The 18,067-nt window shown below is 66.8% G+C and carries 16 protein-coding genes; 12 read left to right on the top strand and 4 right to left on the bottom strand.

Annotated elements, in window-relative coordinates; translation table 11 throughout:
* Window positions 1-1,377 precede the first annotated feature (1,377 nt).
* On the top strand, window positions 1,378-3,630 hold the full coding sequence (ligA, locus tag M3C25_RS08595) for an NAD-dependent DNA ligase LigA (RefSeq protein ID WP_259855887.1): 2,253 nt from the start codon (window positions 1,378-1,380) through the stop codon (window positions 3,628-3,630).
* A 27-nt stretch (window positions 3,631-3,657) separates the two neighbouring features.
* On the opposite strand, the gene M3C25_RS08590 is transcribed toward ligA, so the two are convergent.
* On the bottom strand, window positions 3,658-4,095 hold the full coding sequence (locus M3C25_RS08590) for a VOC family protein (RefSeq protein WP_259834002.1): 438 nt from the start codon (window positions 4,093-4,095) through the stop codon (window positions 3,658-3,660).
* Between the two features lie 7 nt (window positions 4,096-4,102).
* Window positions 4,103-4,807 carry an O-methyltransferase gene (locus tag M3C25_RS08585; RefSeq protein ID WP_311200519.1) on the bottom strand — a complete coding sequence of 235 codons (705 nt, stop codon included), beginning with the start codon at window positions 4,805-4,807 and terminating at the stop codon, window positions 4,103-4,105.
* A gap of 135 nt (window positions 4,808-4,942) precedes the next feature.
* Here M3C25_RS08585 and M3C25_RS08580 point away from each other — a divergent pair, with 135 nt between their 5' ends.
* The gene (locus tag M3C25_RS08580) at window positions 4,943-6,403 is read left to right on the top strand and encodes an AAA family ATPase (RefSeq protein ID WP_259833994.1); all 1,461 of its coding nucleotides are present in this window, start codon (window positions 4,943-4,945) and stop codon (window positions 6,401-6,403) included.
* On the opposite strand, the gene M3C25_RS08575 is transcribed toward M3C25_RS08580, so the two are convergent.
* Window positions 6,397-6,636, bottom strand: a complete 240-nt coding sequence (locus tag M3C25_RS08575) for a hypothetical protein (RefSeq protein WP_259855885.1) — start codon at window positions 6,634-6,636, stop codon at window positions 6,397-6,399. The two genes, M3C25_RS08580 and M3C25_RS08575, sit on opposite strands and share 7 nt — an antisense overlap.
* Before the next feature lie 154 nt (window positions 6,637-6,790).
* Between M3C25_RS08575 and M3C25_RS08570 the strand changes: the two genes are divergently transcribed.
* The 5 genes from M3C25_RS08570 to M3C25_RS08550 all read left to right on the top strand — a co-directional run bounded on the left by M3C25_RS08570 (window position 6,791) and on the right by M3C25_RS08550 (window position 11,939).
* Window positions 6,791-7,264: a hypothetical protein gene (locus tag M3C25_RS08570; protein WP_259855884.1), complete on the top strand. Its 474-nt coding sequence runs from the start codon at window positions 6,791-6,793 to the stop codon at window positions 7,262-7,264.
* An 85-nt stretch (window positions 7,265-7,349) separates the two neighbouring features.
* Complete coding sequence (gatC, locus tag M3C25_RS08565) at window positions 7,350-7,655, top strand: Asp-tRNA(Asn)/Glu-tRNA(Gln) amidotransferase subunit GatC (protein ID WP_165882458.1); 306 nt, start codon at window positions 7,350-7,352, stop codon at window positions 7,653-7,655.
* Window positions 7,655-9,160 carry an Asp-tRNA(Asn)/Glu-tRNA(Gln) amidotransferase subunit GatA gene (gene gatA / locus M3C25_RS08560; protein ID WP_259855883.1) on the top strand — a complete coding sequence of 502 codons (1,506 nt, stop codon included), beginning with the start codon at window positions 7,655-7,657 and terminating at the stop codon, window positions 9,158-9,160. The genes gatC and gatA overlap by 1 nt, the downstream gene beginning before the upstream one ends.
* Window positions 9,161-9,169: 9 nt before the next feature.
* Entirely contained in the window at window positions 9,170-10,648 is a 1,479-nt protein-coding gene (gatB, locus tag M3C25_RS08555; protein ID WP_259855881.1) for an Asp-tRNA(Asn)/Glu-tRNA(Gln) amidotransferase subunit GatB, read from the top strand.
* Window positions 10,649-10,805: 157 nt separating this feature from the next.
* Window positions 10,806-11,939, top strand: a complete 1,134-nt coding sequence (locus tag M3C25_RS08550) for a hypothetical protein (protein ID WP_259855879.1) — start codon at window positions 10,806-10,808, stop codon at window positions 11,937-11,939.
* A gap of 92 nt (window positions 11,940-12,031) precedes the next feature.
* Here M3C25_RS08550 and def read toward each other — a convergent pair whose 3' ends face one another.
* A complete protein-coding gene (def, locus tag M3C25_RS08545) occupies window positions 12,032-12,607 on the bottom strand; it encodes a peptide deformylase (protein WP_102161676.1) in 576 nt (191 codons plus the stop codon).
* Window positions 12,608-12,899: 292 nt separating this feature from the next.
* Between def and cysK the strand changes: the two genes are divergently transcribed.
* From cysK to M3C25_RS08520, 5 genes are all read left to right on the top strand, one after another.
* Window positions 12,900-13,829, top strand: coding sequence for a cysteine synthase A (gene cysK / locus M3C25_RS08540; RefSeq protein WP_165882464.1), 930 nt, complete (start codon window positions 12,900-12,902; stop codon window positions 13,827-13,829).
* A 7-nt stretch (window positions 13,830-13,836) separates the two neighbouring features.
* Entirely contained in the window at window positions 13,837-14,490 is a 654-nt protein-coding gene (gene epsC / locus M3C25_RS08535) for a serine O-acetyltransferase EpsC (RefSeq protein WP_259855876.1), read from the top strand.
* A 541-nt stretch (window positions 14,491-15,031) separates the two neighbouring features.
* Window positions 15,032-16,171 (top strand): CE1758 family FMN-dependent luciferase-like monooxygenase, encoded by a 1,140-nt coding sequence (locus M3C25_RS08530; protein ID WP_259855908.1) that lies wholly within the window; start codon window positions 15,032-15,034, stop codon window positions 16,169-16,171.
* A complete protein-coding gene (locus M3C25_RS08525) occupies window positions 16,164-16,952 on the top strand; it encodes a CE1759 family FMN reductase (protein WP_259855873.1) in 789 nt (262 codons plus the stop codon). The genes M3C25_RS08530 and M3C25_RS08525 overlap by 8 nt, the downstream gene beginning before the upstream one ends.
* A gap of 48 nt (window positions 16,953-17,000) precedes the next feature.
* Window positions 17,001-17,969: a 2-hydroxyacid dehydrogenase gene (locus M3C25_RS08520; protein WP_257995073.1), complete on the top strand. Its 969-nt coding sequence runs from the start codon at window positions 17,001-17,003 to the stop codon at window positions 17,967-17,969.
* Window positions 17,970-18,067 lie beyond the last annotated feature (98 nt).

Genomic DNA, 18,067 nt, shown 5'->3' with positions numbered 1-18,067 from the left:
GGTACTTGGATCACGATCAGGTAACGCGTTACGTGCGGGTGCAGGTCCGCAGCTCTGATGCCGTATGATGAACACCGTTCACTTGCATCCCCAGAGCCGTGAAAGAAGTCCCCAATGAAATATATATCCCGTACTATCGTTGCGGTTGTGTCATGCTTTTTGCTGGCCGAAGTTTCCCTCGTTCCCGTGGCTGCGCACGCGCTACCCGAGGTGGCCGAACTGCGGAATACGGCTGAAGCAAGCGGGTATCCAGTCATCGAAGAGTCGGTGGATGGATCACTTTACATCTACAATCCGTAAGAGCCGGTTGATCGTATTACACAAGAGCAGGTTCCGGATGAGTGGATTTCTGCAGTTCCATCGGAGTCGGAAACGGCAAAGTATGTGGCGAGTGAGGTGGGTGGACCTCGTGGCGATGCGTCAGGTGTTCGCGATGCCATTGCAGGTTCAGGTGGTGTAGCGTCAGCAGGAAAATCGCCTTATCACTACCATTTTAACGTTGTGATCTGGAGAGATGGGTCAGGTTCCTCAGCTAAGGCTCGAGCTCACTTTCGAGCTTTGAACAAGAATATGAAGAAGACGTTTCCCTTAGGCGGTATGCCGCGCACGGTTAGAACTGGTGCCACGTACAAGCTTCGGCCTGGCTCCAACCCAGTGAAGGTCACTGCTGTTGGGAAAGACTACTTTACTTTGCGATCGCTCCCTGGGCATGCCGAAGGGGCAGGTAAAAATGTTACGTTCAAAATCAAGTACACTAAGCCGAACTATGTACTTTCAGCTAGTGCCAATGGTCCAGCTCGCGCTTGGCAGAAAAAGCCGATGCTCAAGTTCGGAAATAAACTATTTGCATACTCACTCTGGAGTAGCTTTGCTTGCAGGATTCGTAATGACGTACTTAAGAGGCCATGTATCTAAATTATAGGTTTCGCCGGTAGAAAGAATTGATGGTGGATATGAAGCATTTTTGCGTAATAATTGGTCTTGGGTGCGCGGCGGCTGGCGGGGCCCTCTTGGGTGACTTGTTTGTTTACGGGAACCCGGTTTGGCCACTCATCGCTGTTGTGTCGACTCTGGTGCTGTATATTGTAATGCATCGTCGGGTCGATACTCCAGTCCTCACGCTACTCGTAGGTGCGGTTTTCTTCTTGGCGGTGAATATTTCAGCAATTCCCTTCTACTTTCAGCAGGTCATTTAGTCGTGTGAAATGGCTTGAGTGCACGGGTAGGGTGAGTCAGATAGTTGTCGCTCCTCTACCCGTTGTGAACAATAATTGAAAGGAGAAGTGAGCTTCGGTGGTGAAGCTGGGGTCGAGGCCTTATTCCTTGCCGCCCCCACCGTGACTCGGATGTCCGTCGGTCGATGGGATAATGAACCCCATGACCACAGGTGCCGACACTTCTGCAGACGTCTCCTCTGACTCCGGCGACGACATCGTCGACAGCCCCGATTCGGCCGACATCGCCCAGGCGGCCGCCCACGGACGCGCATTCGACACCGCCTGGGCCCGTGCCAAGGAACTGGCGCTGGAGATCGAGGAGCACCGGGAGCGCTACTACGTCAAGGACGCCCCGACCGTCTCCGATGCCGAATTCGACGCGCTCATGCGCGAACTCGAAGACATCGAAGACCGGTTCCCCGAACTCCGGGACCCCGACTCACCGACCCAGCACGTCGGCGGCGGCGTCGACACCGAGCTGTTCGCCGAGGTCGTCCACACCGAGCGCATGTACAGCCTCGACAACGCCTTCTCCCGCGAGGAGCTCGACGACTGGGCTGCCCGTGTCGACCGCGGCCTCGGCCGCACACCGGCCCGCTACCTGTGCGAGCTCAAGATCGACGGACTGGCCGTCAACCTCACCTATGAGCACGGCCGGCTCGTCCGCGCCGCCACCCGCGGCGACGGGCACACCGGTGAGGACATCACCGCCAATGTGCGCACCATCGCCGATATCCCCGCCCGGCTCGCCGGCACCGGGCACCCGGCACGCGTCGACATCCGCGGCGAGGTGTTCATCCCCGTCGAAGCGTTCCGGCAGCTCAACGAATCCCTCGTCGAAGCCGGCAAGAACCCGTTCGCCAACCCGCGCAACTCCGCAGCCGGTTCGCTGCGGCAGAAGGACCCGCAGGTCACCGCGCAGCGCCCGCTGCACATGCTCGTCCACGGCATCGCCGCCTGGCAGCCCGAAGACGGCGGCGAGGGCACCGAGGCCCCGAGCCAGTCGGAGGTCTACGCCCAGCTGAAGACGTGGGGCCTGCCGACCAGCGAGTACTTCCGGGTCGTGAAGACGATGGACGAGGTGCACGACTACATCGACTACTACGGCGAGCACCGCCACGATGTGCTGCACGAGATCGACGGTGTCGTCGTCAAGGTCGACGAGCTCGACGAGCAGTACGAACTCGGCTTCACCTCCCGTGCCCCGCGCTGGGCGATGGCCTTCAAATACCCGCCGGAGGAGGTGACGACGACGCTGCTCGACATCCGCGTCAACGTCGGCCGCACCGGCCGGGTCACCCCGTACGCGGTGATGGAGCCGGTGCTCGTCGCCGGCTCGACGGTCGAGAAAGCGACCCTGCACAACGCCCACGAGGTCAGACGCAAGGGTGTGCTCATCGGCGACACCGTCGTGCTGCGCAAGGCCGGCGACGTCATCCCCGAGATCCTCGGACCGGTCACCGCCGCCCGCAGCGGTGATGAGCACGCCTTCGTCATGCCCACCCACTGCCCGGACTGCGGCACTGAGCTGTATGAGCAGAAGGAGGGCGACAAGGATCTGCGCTGCCCGAACAGCCGCACCTGCCCGGCCCAGGTCGCCAACCGCGTCGAATACCTCGCCTCCCGGGCAGCCCTCGACATCGAGGCCCTCGGCGAGGAGGCCGCGAATGCCCTCACCCGCCCGCCGGAGGGCCAGCCGCCGCTGGCCAATGAGGTCGGCCTGTTCGACCTCGGCGCCGAGGACCTCGCCGCCGTCAAGGTCTGGCAGGACAAGCGCGGCAAGGATGCCGCCGAGGGCGAACGCGAGCTTGTGCCGTACTTCTACACCAAGGACGGCAGCAAGCCGCGGGCGAACACCGAGCGGATGCTGCAGCAGATCGCCGCGGCCAAGGACCGCCCGCTGTGGCGGGTGCTCGTCGCGCTGTCGATCCGCCACGTCGGCCCTGTCGCCGCCCGCGCCCTGGCCGATCACTTCCGGTCGATGGACAGGATCCGCGCCGCCTCGATCGAGGAGCTCTCCGAGATCGACGGCGTCGGACCGGTCATCGCCGAATCCCTGCACGACTGGTTCACCGTCGACTGGCATTCAGCGATCGTCGACCAGTGGGCGGCCGCCGGGGTGCGGATGGAGGACGAGGCGCCGGAGGACTCCGGACGCCCGCAGACCCTGGCTGGGCTCACGATCGTGGCGACCGGCTCACTGGACAACTACACCCGCGACTCGATCAAGGAGACGATCATCGCAGCCGGCGGCAAGGCGGCCGGCTCGGTGTCGAAGAAGACCGACTACGTCATCGCCGGAGAGAACGCCGGGTCGAAGCTGACGAAGGCCGAGGACCTCGGCGTGCCGGTGCTCGATGAGGAGGCGTTCGAGAAGCTGCTGGCCGCCGGGCCCGAGGCGGTGGCCGACTGACCATCACCGGTCACCGGCCGGCTCGGTTCAGTCGAGTTCTTCGGCCAGCCCGATGAGGATGCCCTCTGGGCCCCGGATGTAACACAGCCGGTAGGCGTCGGCGTAGGTGACGATGTCATCGCTGACGAGCTCAGCGCCCAGCCCGTACAGCCGGGGGAGCAGACCGGCGAGATCGTCGACGGCGAACATGACGCGCAGATAGCCCAGCGCATTCACCGGCGCACGCCGATGATCGGCGGAAACCGGCGGGTCGATGAACCGGGAGAGCTCCAGACGCCCGTGCCCATCACTCGTGCGCATCATCGCGATCTCGACGCGCTGATCGCCGAGCCCGGTGACCTGGCCTGCCCACCGGCCGGCGACCTCAGAGCGCCCATCGAGGGTGAGCCCGAGCTCGGTGAAGAAGACGATCGCGGCATCGAGGTCCTCGACGACAATGCCCATGTCGTCCATGCGAGTGGCCATGACTGCCTCAGACCCGCCGGGCGAGGATGAACCCGTCCCAGCCCTTGCCGCCGACCGTCTGCACGGCGGTGGCCTCGAGTTCGGGGTTGCCGGCGATCATCTCGGTGACCGCACGCACCCCGTGGACCTTCGGATCTGCGCTGTCAGGATCGACGACCGCGCCTTCTCTTACGACGTTGTCGATGATGATGACCGCACCCGGGCGGGTGAGCCCGAGGCTCGCCTCCAGGTACTGCGGGTTGTTCGGCTTGTCGGCATCGATGAAGACGAGATCGAAGGGCTCCGTGTCGGTGGCGATGAGCCTGCCGGCGGACTCCGCGGCAGGCCCGACGAACACCTCGACCCGGTCGGAGACCCCAGCACGCTCGAGATTCTCCCGCGCCACCTCGGCGTTGGACTCCTCCAGTTCCAAGGTCACCACCTGCCCGGCCGGGCCGACAGCCCGTGCCAGCCAGATCGTCGAATACCCGGCCAGCGTGCCGAATTCCAGCACCCGCTTCGCCCCGGAGATGTGCGCGATGAGATTCAGCAGCCGGCCCTGCCCGGCAGAGACTGCAGCATGCGGCATCGTCGTGCGCTCACAGGACTGCTCGGCTGCCACAAGTGCCTCGTCCTCGACGACGAGGTGGTCTTCGAAGAACCGGTCGACAGCCGACCACGCATCCTCATCGCTGGGCCGGGAGTCAGGGGTGGGTTCGTACATCTCGGTCATGGGCGCGTCTCTTCTCAGCTGGCCGGACGAGGACTGTCTGCTGCCATGCTAATGCGCCTGGTGCTGCGCTGACCACGAGCGTTGCCTGTGGCATGGCTGGGAGCCGCTGTCGGCCAGCCGATCTAGACTGCGGCCATGAACGACACTCCCCGCACCCAGCCCATCCCGTCCGCCCGCGAGCTCTTCACCCCCGAGGAGCTGCGCGACTTCGCCACCCGGTTCTCCGCTTTCGTCGACATCATGGCCGAGCACGGTACCACCAGCGACCCCGAGTCCCCAAGCTTCCGCGCCCTGCTGAGCGAACACCTCGGCGGCCCTGCCGAGGAGTTCGAAGCTGTCGCCAAACGGTTCCCCGTCTGGCGCTACGCCGACCTCGACATCGGCATCGAGGCCGTGCTCGGCGAGAAGCGCACCGTCCACGGCATCAACACCGACGAGGGCTCCTACGACTTCACCGAGCTCATCGCCAACCGGTACGACAACTTCTTCCCCGGTGCCGTGCAGTACGAGTCGGTACCCACCGGCCCCGAGGCGCGCCGCCGGGTCGCTTCGGAGGCGGTGTCCCTCTTCGAACGCGACGGCCAGCCGATGGCGCTGCTGCAGGCCCGCTCCGGTGAGTTCGGCCAGCTGGTCTCCTATGTCTCGATCCTCTCCGGTGACGACATCGCCGCCGAGGAGGTGCTCACCGAGATCGCGGAGGCGATGAACGCCCGCTCGACCCTGCGCGGGCAGGTCGTGACCTTCGGGGGAGGAGCCTTCGGCGAGGCCTCCCAGGCAGTGCAGTTCCATCCTCGCCCGCAGATCGCAGCCGACCAGGTGATCCTGCCGGAAGACACGCTGAAGCGGATCCGTCGCCACGTGCTCGGGATCTCCGAGATGGCGAAGCAGTTGCAGGCCGCCGGCCAGCACCTCAAACGCGGCATCCTGCTCTACGGCCCTCCCGGCACCGGCAAGACCCACACCGTCCGCCACCTCACCGGACTGGCCACCGGCAGCACCGTCATCATGCTCTCTGGGGAGAGCCTGCAGGCGATCAGCCTTGCCGCTGAGACCGCCCGCGCCCTGCAGCCGGCGATCGTGGTGCTTGAGGACTGCGACCTCGTCGCCGAGTCCCGTGACTTCTCCGAAGGCGCCCGGCCGCTGCTCTTCGAAGTCCTCGATGCCCTCGACGGACTGGCCGGTGACGCTGATGTCGCCTTTGTCCTCACGACCAATCGGGCCGAGACCCTCGAAGAGGCGCTCGTGCAGCGGCCGGGCCGCATCGACTTGGCTGTCGAGATCCCGCGTCCGGATACGGCAGCCCGCCGTGCCCTGTTCGAGCTGTACTCCCAGCAGCTGAGCTTCACCCCGGCCGCCCTCGACGAGGCCGCCGCGCGCACCGAGGGAGTCACCGCCTCCTTCGTCAAGGAAGCCGTGCGCCGCTCTGTGGTGCTCGCCGCCCTCGATGGGCAGAAGGCAGAAGATGCGTCGCTGCTGGCAGCGGTCGCTGAGCTGCGCGGGGATGAGGAGCGCCTGACTGCCTCACTGCTGGCAAGCGGCAGCGACGGTGAGGACTTCGACGTCGACGGGTTCGGCGAAGGCGACCTCGACTACTGAGGTCTCCGGTTCTCGCGGCCTCGGCGCCGTCGGCTGCTCACGCTGGACTCGCCGCGCCGCACGGTGCGCCAGCGGCGGACGGCGATGACGAGTGCGGCGATGAGGGACATGAGAGCCAGGCCCCAGAACACCGCTGCCAGATCGTGCAGCCCCGGTGCGAAGACGAGCGCCAGGCTGCCGATCGCCAGCAGGAGCAGGGCGATGATCCATCTCGACGCCTGCGGGATTCTCATTCGTCCTCCACTCGCTCGGTGATGCCTCGACGCTAGGAGCCGTCGCCGGCTTCTGGCAACCCCCGCCCGCTATCACGGACCGTTCTGCCTACGGTTCAGCGGAGACCCAGCCGGGACGAAGCCGGCCACCAACTGCCGGTGCCAGACTGGAGGCATGTGGACTCTCGTACGCCTGGTCATCGGCTCGGCACTCGTCTCCGGCATCGTCTTCGGCGCCGGCCACGTCACCCGGCTCATCGACACGCAGGCACTTCCCGACACCCCTGCCATCGCCGTCCAGGAAGCGACAGCCGAACTCGTCGAGAACAGCGACACCCTGCGGGCTGCCATCGCCGAGGTCGGACGCACCGCAGCACCGGAAGCCGCCTACCTGCCCACCGCCTCGGGCCAGGAGACCCGGCCCACCCGCAAGGACGACGACGATGACGACGACACCCCCTCCTCGGGCACGGCCACGAGCAGGCACACCGGTGACGCCGCACTGCCAGCCGACAGCGCGCAGGCGCGGGTGAACGGGCTGGCCGCCGACCTCAGCCGGGCAGTGGCCAACGGCCACGCCACCCCCGCGGCCGCAGAGCGGTTCCTCACCGAAGTCGCCGGCTACATCCGCAACGAATCGGCTGCCTGACCGAGGCAGAGCGTTGGCACCCGCAGGTGGCCAGGCGCCGGTTAGACTCGTCTGTGACACGAACGCGAACAATGAAGGGGTGACGATGTCGCAGACATCCGCGATCACCGCCGCTGAGGTCAGCCACCTGGCCGACCTCGCCCGGATCGCCCTGACCGATGAGGAGCAGGCCGCACTCACCGGCGACCTCAACGCCATTCTCTCCAGCGTGGCCGCCGTCCAGGAGGTCGCCACCGACGAGGTGCCGGCCACCAGCCACCCGATTCCGCTGAGCAACGTCATGCGCCCGGACACCGTCGGCGAGACGCTCACTGCCGACGAGGCGCTCTCCGGCGCCCCGGCCAGTGAAGACGGCAAGTTCCTCGTCCCGCAGATCCTCGGGGAGGACTGATGGCAGATCTCACGCGCCTGAGCGCGCTCGACCTCGCCGCCGGCATGCGGGCCGGCGACTACACCTCGACCGAGGTCACCCAGGCCCACCTCGACCGGATCGGTGCCGTCGATGAGACCATCGGCGCCTTCATCACCGTCACCGCCGATGCCGCCCTGGCCACCGCCGCTGACGTCGACCGACGCCGGGCCGCAGGTGAGACCCTGCACCCGCTGGCCGGTGTGCCGGTCGCGCACAAGGACCTCATCGTCACCGAGGACGTGGCGACGACGGCCGCCTCGAAGATGCTCGAAGGCTGGGTGCCGCCATACTCGGGCACCGTCTACCGCCACACCCAGGAAGCGGGCATGCCGCTGCTGGGCAAGACGAACCTCGATGAGTTCGCCATGGGTGCGACCACCGAGAACTCCGCCTTCGGTCCGACGGCCAACCCGTGGGATACCACGAAGGTCCCCGGCGGCTCCTCCGGCGGTGCCGCGGCAGCGCTGGCCGCCTATGAGGCGCCGCTGTCCGTCGGCACTGACACGGGTGGTTCGGTCCGCCAGCCGGCCGCCTTCACCGGCACCGTCGGCGTCAAGCCGACCTACGGCTCGGTCTCCCGCTATGGAGTCATCGCGATGGCCTCCAGCCTCGACCAGGTCGGCCCGATGGGCCGCACCGTCGCCGACGCCGCCGCCCTGCACGAAGTGCTCGCCGGCCACGACCCGCACGACTCGACCTCGCTGCGGGACCAGGCGACCGGCTTCCTCGCCGCCGCTGAGGCCGGGGCTGCTTCTGGCAGCCTGGCAGGCAAGCGCCTGGGCGTCATCCGCCAGCTCACCGGTGACGGCGTGGAGCCCGGCGTCAGAGCCGTCTTCGACGAGGCGCTGCGGATCGCCGCAGCTGCCGGGGCTGAGATCGTCGACATCGACTGCCCGAGCTTCGCCTACGCCGTTGAGGCCTACTACCTCATCATGCCCTCGGAGGTGTCCTCGAACCTCGCCCGCTACGACGGCATGCGCTTCGGCCTGCGGGTCGAGCCCGAGGAGGGCCCGGTCACCGCGGAGACTGTCATGGCCGCCACGCGCGCCGCCGGATTCGGCGCGGAGGTCAAGCGCCGCATCATCCTCGGCACCTATGCGCTCTCGGCCGGCTACTACGACGCCTACTACGGTTCGGCCCAGAAGGTCCGCACACTGGTCCAGCGCGACTTTGCCAAGGCCTTCGAGACTGCCGATGTGCTCGTCTCGCCGACTGCCCCGACGACGGCCTTCGACCTGGGCGCTGCCAAGGAGATGGACCCGATGTCGCTGTACCTCGGCGATGTCGCGACCATCCCGGCCAACCTCGCCGGCGTACCGGGCATGAGCGTGCCGGCCGGTGTGGCCGACGGGCTGCCGGTGGGCTTCCAGCTGCTCGCCCCGGCCCGTGAGGATGTGCGCCTGTATGAGATCGGCGCCGGCATCGAGGCTGCCGTCAACGAGACTCGCGGGGTTGGCGTGCTCGCCGCCGCGCCGGAACTGTGAGGACGTGAGATGAAGTACGAAGACGCCATCAAGAAGTACGACCCGGTGCTCGGCATCGAGGTCCACGTCGAGCTCGGCACCGCCACGAAGATGTTCGACGCCGCCCCCAACAGTTTCGGAGTCGGCGCGAACGAGAACGTCACCCCGGTCTCGCTCGGCCTGCCCGGCGCGCTGCCGGTGGTGAATGAGACCGCGGTCGAGTACGCGATCAAGATCGGCCTGGCGCTTGGCTGCGACATCGCCGAGTCCTGCCGGTTCGCCCGGAAGAACTACTTCTATCCGGACTTGGCGAAGAACTTCCAGACCTCCCAGTACGATGAGCCGATCGCCTATGACGGATCCCTGGAGGTCGAGCTCGAGGACGGTGCGCTCATCACCGTCGACATCGAACGTGCCCACATGGAGGAGGACGCCGGCAAGAACACCCACGTCGGCGGTTCCGGCCGCATCCACGGCGCGGAGTACTCGCTTGTCGACTACAACCGTGCCGGTGTGCCGCTCGTCGAGATCGTCACCCGCCCGATCACCGGGACCGGGGAGCGCGCTCCCGAGGTGGCGGCCGCCTATGTGCGCACCCTGCGCGACATCTTCCGCGCCCTCGGGGTGTCCGAGGCGCGGATGGAGCAGGGCAATGTGCGTGCCGACATCAACGTTTCGCTGCGCGAATCGTCCGACGCACCGCTGGGCACCCGCACAGAGACGAAGAACGTCAACTCCTTCCGCTCGATCGAGCGTGCCGTGCGCTACGAGATCGCTCGCCAGGCCGCTGTGCTCGAAGCCGGTGAGCAGGTGCTGCAGGAGACCCGCCACTTCCATGAGGAGACCGGCGAGACATCCTCGGGCCGGGTGAAGTCCGATTCGGATGACTACCGCTACTTCCCGGAGCCGGACCTCGTGCCGGTCGAGCCGCCGCGCGAATGGGTCGAACATCTGCGCGCCGAACTGCCGGAGCTGCCGGCCGCCAAGCGCCGCCGCCTGCTCGATGCGTGGGGCTTCTCCGAACTTGAGATGCGCGATGTCATCAACGCCGGTCTGCTCGACGTCATTGAAGAGACGGTCGCTGCCGGTGCTGAGCCGGCTGCCGCCCGCAAATGGTGGACCGGTGAGATCGCCCGGGTGGCCAAGCAGGAGGACGCCGAGGTCACGACTCTCGTCACTGCAGCCCATGTCGCCGAGCTGGCAGGCCTGGTGAAGGCCGGCAAGCTCAACGACAAGCTCGCCCGCAAGGCGCTCGCCGGCGTCATCGCCGGCAAGGGCAGCCCGACCGAGGTGATGGAGGCTGAGGGGCTGGAGATCGTCCAGGACGACGGCGCGCTCGAAGCCGCTGTCGATGACGCGATCGCGGCGAACCCGGATGTCGTCGAGAAGATCAAGGGCGGCAAGATGCAGGCGATCGGCGCCCTCATGGGCCCGATCATGAAGGCCACCCGCGGCCAGGCCGATGCCGGCAAGGCCCGCGAAATGATCATGGCCAAGATCAACAGCTGACCTGCCCAGCCAGGGGCTGATACACCACACGCGCCCGCAGCGGACCCCAGTTCGCTGCGGGCGCGTGCGTGTTGTCGACATCTGCGTTCAGAGAAGCCTCAGACCGGCGGCGTACACTGTCGGCAACCTCGCCCGCCTGCTCACCGGAGGAGTGCAGATGGCCACGATCTCGTGGAAGTCCCTGTGGGAGCGCAGCTGTGCCGGCACGCTGCCGACCTACCGGATTCTGGTGCCCGATTCTGTTTCCGAGAACGTCCGCAATGTCTGGCGCGCACGCAGCTACCGCGTTGACGCCACCGAACCGAGCCCCCAGCTCGTCACCGCCGGGATGTCACGCAACCTCATCCGCTCGCGGGTGAAGTTCGCAGCTGCCACCACCGCTGGCGCGATCGCGACGGGAATCGCCGCTCTGCCGACGGTGCTCATCAGCGTCTTCGAGTCCGTGCCTGAAGGCGGTGTCATCACCACCGGCATCATCGGAACGATCTCCGCTGCCGGTGCAGGCTATACCGGCTGGAAGTACCGCAAGGATCCGCGCCGGCTCGACCGCAAGGCCAAGGAATCGGCAAGCGGCGCGGAGTGGATCACTCCTGAGCGCCTCGGCTGGGTACCGGGACTGACGAAGGGCCAGGACACCGACGAGCAGCGGTTGTTCCACCTGACTGTCGTGACCGCGCAGAAGATCGCCCGGACGCGTGCGTGGACGCACCCGATTATGCAGGACCACGTCTCCCGGGTCGATCTCGATCACGCGGTCGCCTCGATCGGACGTCGTCTCGTCGAACTCGTCGAGATCCGCGCTGAGCTTGAGCAGATGCGCCAGACCAACTTCAACGCCGGCGGCGGCATGCCTGCCGACCCGTCGACCGACAAGCAGATCGTCGCCTACCTGCGACAGCTCACCCGCGCGTTCTCGTCCATGGTCGACCGGGTGCTGGCACTCAACGCCTACTATGAGCGGCTGCGCAAACTCGACCAGCAACTGCTCATGCTCGACCAGACCGAACGCTCACGCGAGATCGGTTCGCGCGTGCTCGACGTCATCTCCCGTACCGCCGATGACGAGAATGCCGACTGGCGTCTGCAGGAACTCAACATCGAAGCCGAAGCACACGCCGAGTCGATCAATGAGCTGCTGCGCGAACTGACAGTCACCGCTGAAGGCTTCGACGACCTCGACGAACTGGATTCGAAGATCGCCCGCGCCCAGAAGCAGGTCGACGAGCAGCTCGGCCTGAACCGGGCAGGGGAGCAGCTCGGTCAGAACCGCGAGCAGCGCCACCTGTCCTAACCGGCGGTTGTGCTGTTCGTGTCGACTCGACGATCGTCGATTCTGCACGAAACGCACATCGGGCCAGCGCGGGTCAGTACCCGCGTATCAGCTCAGTGCCCGAACGGATCCTCGTCGGTGCCCGGCAGCCAGGACAGGCCCGGTTCGTTGTAGCCGAACTCGCGCTGCGCTCGCTTCCACTTCTTCGACCACTTCCGATCAAGCCGGTCGACGTACAGGGTGCCCTGCAGGTGGTCGTACTCGTGCTGCATGATCCTGGCGAACCAGCCCTCGACCGTCAGCGACACCGGCTCACCGGCGCCGTCGACTCCGTTGATTGTGACCTTGTGGGCACGCTTGAGCGGGAAGTCCAGAGCCGGCACCGACAGGCAGCCTTCCGACTCGTCCTCGATGCTCGGGCGCCCGTCGGGGATCTTCGAGGCGACGAGGATCGGGTTGACGAACACGCCGCGCCGGCGCACACCGGCGACCTCATCATCGGAGTCGTAGACGAAGATCTGCTTGCCCACGCCGATCTGCGGAGCCGCCAGGCCCACCCCGTTCGAGGCGGCCAGGGTCTCGAACATGTCATCGATGAGCTCGGCGAGCTCAGCATCGAAGGACTCGATCTTCTCGGCTTTGCGGTGCAGCACCGGCTCACCGTAGACGACGATGGGATGAATGGTCATGGCACCTGAGTCTAGCGCCCGGCCCGGCTCGGACGACGCCAGCACAGACGTGATCTGCGTCCGCGCCCCGGACAGGATTACCAGTTGACCCGCTGCCGGAATAAGCTGAGACCGAACGCGGTTGAGCGCAGTAGAACTGCCTCCCGCAGTCATCAGCAGCTGAAGCCATTGGCTGGTGTGTGAGCGAAGAGCTCAGCGCTTGCAGCTGTCCTGCTCTTCGCTGTCGACGTAACCCTCTCTGCTGAGTCGAGCCACGGCTCAGCCCAGACGTGCGAATCGAAAGGACACGCCCGTGAACATCTATTCCAATATTTCTGAGCTGGTCGGACGGACACCGCTCGTACGACTCAACAAGGCCAGCGAGCGCAGCGGCGCGGAAATCGTTGGAAAGCTCGAGTTCTACAACCCGGCGAACTCGGTCAAGGACCGCATCGGCGTCGCGATGATCGACGCGGCTGAGAAGTCCGGCGAGCTGCGCCCCGGTGGCACGATCGTCGAAGGCACCAGCGGCAACACCGGCATCGCGCTGGCCATGGTCGGCGCGGCCCGCGGCTACAAGGTCATCCTCACGATGCCCGAATCGATGTCGAAGGAGCGCCGCGCGCTGTTGCGCGCTTTCGGTGCCGAACTCGTCCTCACCCCGAAGGAGGAGGGTATGAAGGGCGCCGTCGCCAAGGCTGAGGAGATCGGCAAGCAGGACAACACCGTGCTGGCCCGCCAGTTCGACAACCCAGCCAATCCGCAGATCCACCGCGAAACCACTGCCGAGGAGATCCTCGCCGACACCGACGGCCAGGTCGATGCCTTCGTCGCCGGAATCGGCACCGGCGGCACCATCACCGGTGTGGGCGAGGTGCTGCGCAAGCACAACCCGGACGTCACGATCGCCGCCGTCGAGCCGGCCGCCTCGCCGCTGCTGAGCGAAGGCACTGCCGGTCCGCACAAGATCCAGGGCATCGGCGCGAACTTCGTACCGACCGTGCTCGACACCGAGATCTACGACGAGGTCTTTGCCATCGACGATGACGAGGCGATGGAGAAGGCCCGCCAGGTCGCCCGCGAAGAGGGCATCCTCGTCGGCATCTCCTCCGGTGCCGCCGTCGCGGCTGCTGAGAAGCTCGGCTCGCGTCCGGAGTTCGCCGGCAAGCGGATCGTCGTCATCATCCCCAGCTTCGGTGAGCGCTACCTGTCGACTCCGCTCTACGCGGACTACATGGACTGATCTGGGCATGTCAGCACTGCAACGACTCGCGATCGGCGCGGCGGCCGCCTCGGCTGCCGCGCTCGGAGCCGCCTATGCCGCCCGGCCGGCATTCCGCCAGGCCCTGCGCGAGGATCTCGACACCGCCAAGCGCCGTGACCCGGCTGCCCGCAACGACCTCGTCACGCTCATCAGCTACCCGGGCCTGCACGCCATCTGGGCACATCGCGGCATCCACAAGCTGTGGCAGCACGAAGCCGGCAAGGTCCCGGCGCGTCTGCTGTCCCAGGCGGTGCGCACGCTCACCGGCGTGGAGATCCACCCCGGGGCCACGATCGGCCGGCGCTTCTTCATCGACCACGCCAACGGCGTCGTCATCGGCGAGACCGCCGAGATCGGCGACGACGTGATGCTCTATCACCAGGTCACCCTCGGCGGGGCGACGATGGAGCAGGTCAAGCGGCACCCGACCATCGGCGACAACGTCATGATCGGCGCAGGCGCGAAGATCATCGGCCCAGTCACCGTCGGCTCGGGCTCCTCGGTCGGGGCGAACGCCGTCGTCGTCAAGGACGTCCCGGAGGGTTCGACGGCCGTCGGCATCCCCGCGACGATCCGACAACCCCGCGACGGCCGACAAGCCAATGAGTGGAAGCTCGAAGATCCTGCCCTGTGGATCTGATGGGGAAGCCGGAACGTCACCTCGCCGGCTGAACGCCCGCCTCCTGTCGGCTGGCTCACGCCCAATGGCCTGAGCCGGCTCACAGGAAAGCCGGACTGCACTCACGACCATGTGCGCACAAGACGGGTGGCACCTGTCCATCCCGTGGTGACCACACTCGTCCATGGTGACCACACTCACGGCTCTGCGCTTTCTCAGCCTGGGCGATCCCGCTGCGTATCGACCCGGGGTCAGCATCATCACTGCTTTCGCCTCCGAGTGAACCGCCAAGGGCCGGCGTCAGGCGCATCCGGGACTCGGCTGACAGCTTCCGCAGTCGCCATCGTAGTCCTCTTCACAGCACCGCGCCCGAGGCGGTTGCGGCTCCTGCTCCGCACCCACAGCGTGATCATTGTCACTGTGTGCGAGCTGCCAGCTTCGAACATCTCGCCGATGCCGCACCGTGTGCGAGGGGAGCGGCCTCAGCACGGAATATCCGGCCTGGGAACGGTGTTACGATAGTGGTAATTGAAAGTTAAATCAGCAGGGGCAGGTGAGCGCCGTGGAAATCGGCATCTTCTCGATCGGCGACGTCACACCGGACCCGCACACCGGTCAGGCGCCGAGCGAACACCAGCGGATCATGAACATGATCGAACTGGCGACCACCGCTGAGCAGGCAGGACTCGACACCTTCGCCGTCGGCGAGCACCACAATCCGCCCTTCGTCGCCCCCGGCACCCCGCCGGTGCTGCTGGCCCACATCGCCGCGCGCACGACCACGCTGCGGCTGTCGACGGCGACCTCGCTCATCACCACCAACGACCCGGTCAACATGGCTGAGGACTACGCGATGGCCCAGCACCTGTCTGCCGGTCGGCTCTCGCTCATGATGGGCCGGGGCAACACCGGGCCGGTCTACCCGTGGTTCGGCAAGGACATCCGCCAGGGCATCCCGCTGGCGGTGGAGAACTACAACCTGCTCCACCGGCTGTGGCGGGAGAAGAACATCTCATGGCAGGGCAAGTTCCGCAGCCCGCTGGAGGGCTACACTGTCACACCGTTCCCGCTCGACGATGTGCCGCCGTTCGTGTGGCACGGCTCGATTCGGTCCCCGGAGATCGCCGAGCAGGCCGCCTACTACGGCGACGGCTTCTTCCACAACAACATCTTCTGGCCCGAATCCCACACCGCCCGGATGGTCAACCTCTACCGGCAGCGCTACGCCCACTATGGCCACGGCGCCGCCGAACAGGCCTTCGTGGGCCTCGGCGGGCAGGTGTTCATGGATGAGAAATCGCAGGACGCCGTGAAGTTCTTCCGCCCGTACTTCGACAACGCCCCGGTCTACGGCCACGGCCCGTCCCTGGAGGACTTCACCGCCCAGACGCCGCTGACCGTCGGCTCCCCGCAGCAGGTCATCGAACGCTACCTCGGCATGCGCGAATGGGCTGGAGACTTCCAGCGGCTGCTCTTCCTCGTCGACCACGCCGGCCTGCCCCATGACGTCGTGCTGCGCCAGGTCGAGATCCTCGGCACCAAGGTCGCCCCGGTCATCCGCCGCGAGATGGACGCCGCCCGCCCGGCCGACGTGCCCGACTCACCGACCCACGACTGGCTCGTCGCACGCCACCGCGCCGGCAACGACCCGGTGCCCGGCGGCCGGCAGAGCACCACCCCAGAGGAGGACACCGATGTGTGAGATCGTCACTGTCGCCACCGGCCTGAGCGAGGACTCGACGACCACGCGACTGGCCGCCCGGCTTGCCGCCGCCACCGCCTCGGCGCTGGAGACCACCGCGCCTGAGGTCACGGTCACTGAGATCAATCTGCGCACGCTGGCTAAGGAGATGGTCACGATAACCGTCTCCGGACTGCCCTCGCCGGCCCTGGAGGACGCCTTCGCCGCTGTGCAGCGGGCCGATGCGCTCATCACCGTCGCTCCGATCTACAACAGCCAGCCGGTGGGTCTGCAGACGCTGTTCTTCCAGCTCATCGATGATGCCGCGCTCGCCGGCACTCCGGTGCTCATCGGTTTGACCGGCGGCACCGCCCGGCATTCGCTGGCGGCTGAGACGAGCCTGCGCCCGCTGCTGAGCTACCTCAAGGCGATCATCGTCCCGACCGCGGTATTCGCCGCCACCGACGACTGGGGTGCGGACGCCTCGGGCATGGGGGAACGCGGCGGCCTCGCCGAACGGATCACGACAGCCGGTGCCGAACTGGCAGACCTCGTGCACGCGCTGCGCCCAGCAGCGGCAGGAGAGGAAGCGGCCGGGGAGGAAGCAGCCGGGCCCGGTCTGCCGGAATCCGAGCCCGCCCCTGGGGAAACGGAGGCACCGCAGCACGGCGGCGACCGGCAGCAAGCCGGTGACCGGCCGCAGTTCGCCGCGCAGGTCGCCACGCCGGCGGTGCGCCGCGGGCCGGTCGACGCACTCGACCCGAACGCCGTGACGCCGTTCGCCGAACTGCTCCGCAGCTGAGCCGCGCGCCGCTGTCAGCCGGGCGGGGAAGGATGACACAATGGCGGCATGAGCACGCAGACTGTCATGAGCGCCCAGAGCATCCGCACTATCGCCTTCCCTGACTCCGAGCTGCGCGACCGGGTCATCGCCCGGATCCCGGCTCATCAGCGCGCCAACGTCGACCTCGTCGTGTACTCCGCTGAGGAGAAGTCCGACAAGACCAGCCCGGACGACGTCGACGTCCTCATCCTGCCCTACACCGACTTCGGCCCGACGATCGAGCTGATCCCGCAGCTGGAGAACCTCAAGACGGTGCTGCTGCAGACCACCGGCTATGACCCCGTCGCCCACCTTCTCGACGAGGGCTACACCGTCGCCACCGCCTCGGGCGTGCACACCGGCGGCACCGCCGAACTCGCCGTCGCCTTAGTGCTCGCCAAGCTGCGCGGCATCGACGCAGCCGCCCGCGACATGGCCTCCCGCACCTGGAACCACCGGCGCCGGCGGTCCCTGCAGGACCGCCGGGTGCTCATCGTCGGTGTCGGGGAGATCGGCGATGCGATCGCCGCCCGGTTAGAGCCCTTCGACATCGACCTCACCCGCGTCGCCTCCCGCGCTCGCACCGATGACCGCGGTCAGGTGCATGGGCCGGACGAGCTGCCGAAGCTGCTGCCGCACGCCGAGGTCGTCATCCTCATCACCCCGCTGACCGAGGCCACCCACCACCTCGTCGACGCCGCGTTCCTCGCCCAGCTGCCGGACAACGCACTCGTCGTCAACGTCGCCCGCGGCCCGGTCGTCGACACCGATGCGCTCGTCGAAGAGCTGCGCTCCGGGCGCCTGCAGGCCGCCCTCGACGTCGTCGACCCCGAGCCGCTGCCGGAGAACCACCCGCTGTGGGGCACCCCGAACACCCTGCTGACCCCGCACATCGGCGGAGACACGACCGCCTTCGAACCGCGCATCGTACAGATGCTCACCGAGCAGGTCCGCCGTATCAACGACGGGCAGCAGCCGCTCAATATCGTGAGCTGAACCGCGCGTCTGCCCACCATACGTTCCGTGGCCCCGGGGGGGGCCCCCGCGGGCGCGGGGGGGGGGGGGCACACCCGTGGAACACACTGCGGTGGCGT

Origin of the sequence: Brevibacterium luteolum, from assembly GCF_025147615.1 — a bacterium.
Lineage (GTDB): Bacteria > Actinomycetota > Actinomycetes > Actinomycetales > Brevibacteriaceae > Brevibacterium > Brevibacterium luteolum.
This window is presented reverse-complemented; position numbering and strand designations above follow the sequence as displayed.

Excerpts from the sequence above, each read along its gene's own strand:
- M3C25_RS08580 (WP_259833994.1), top strand. The coding sequence starts at position 4,943 with ATGAACGACACTCCCCGCACCCAGCCCATCCCGTCCGCCCGCGAGCTC.
- epsC (WP_259855876.1), top strand. The coding sequence starts at position 13,837 with ATGTCAGCACTGCAACGACTCGCGATCGGCGCGGCGGCCGCCTCGGCT.
- M3C25_RS08585 (WP_311200519.1), bottom strand. The coding sequence starts at position 4,807 with ATGACCGAGATGTACGAACCCACCCCTGACTCCCGGCCCAGCGATGAG.
- gatB (WP_259855881.1), top strand. The coding sequence starts at position 9,170 with ATGAAGTACGAAGACGCCATCAAGAAGTACGACCCGGTGCTCGGCATC.
- M3C25_RS08590 (WP_259834002.1), bottom strand. The coding sequence starts at position 4,095 with ATGGCCACTCGCATGGACGACATGGGCATTGTCGTCGAGGACCTCGAT.
- def (WP_102161676.1), bottom strand. The coding sequence starts at position 12,607 with ATGACCATTCATCCCATCGTCGTCTACGGTGAGCCGGTGCTGCACCGC.
- ligA (WP_259855887.1), top strand. The coding sequence starts at position 1,378 with ATGACCACAGGTGCCGACACTTCTGCAGACGTCTCCTCTGACTCCGGC.
- M3C25_RS08575 (WP_259855885.1), bottom strand. The coding sequence starts at position 6,636 with ATGAGAATCCCGCAGGCGTCGAGATGGATCATCGCCCTGCTCCTGCTG.
- M3C25_RS08525 (WP_259855873.1), top strand. The coding sequence starts at position 16,164 with ATGTGTGAGATCGTCACTGTCGCCACCGGCCTGAGCGAGGACTCGACG.
- gatC (WP_165882458.1), top strand. The coding sequence starts at position 7,350 with ATGTCGCAGACATCCGCGATCACCGCCGCTGAGGTCAGCCACCTGGCC.
- M3C25_RS08520 (WP_257995073.1), top strand. The coding sequence starts at position 17,001 with ATGAGCACGCAGACTGTCATGAGCGCCCAGAGCATCCGCACTATCGCC.
- gatA (WP_259855883.1), top strand. The coding sequence starts at position 7,655 with ATGGCAGATCTCACGCGCCTGAGCGCGCTCGACCTCGCCGCCGGCATG.
- M3C25_RS08550 (WP_259855879.1), top strand. The coding sequence starts at position 10,806 with ATGGCCACGATCTCGTGGAAGTCCCTGTGGGAGCGCAGCTGTGCCGGC.
- M3C25_RS08570 (WP_259855884.1), top strand. The coding sequence starts at position 6,791 with ATGTGGACTCTCGTACGCCTGGTCATCGGCTCGGCACTCGTCTCCGGC.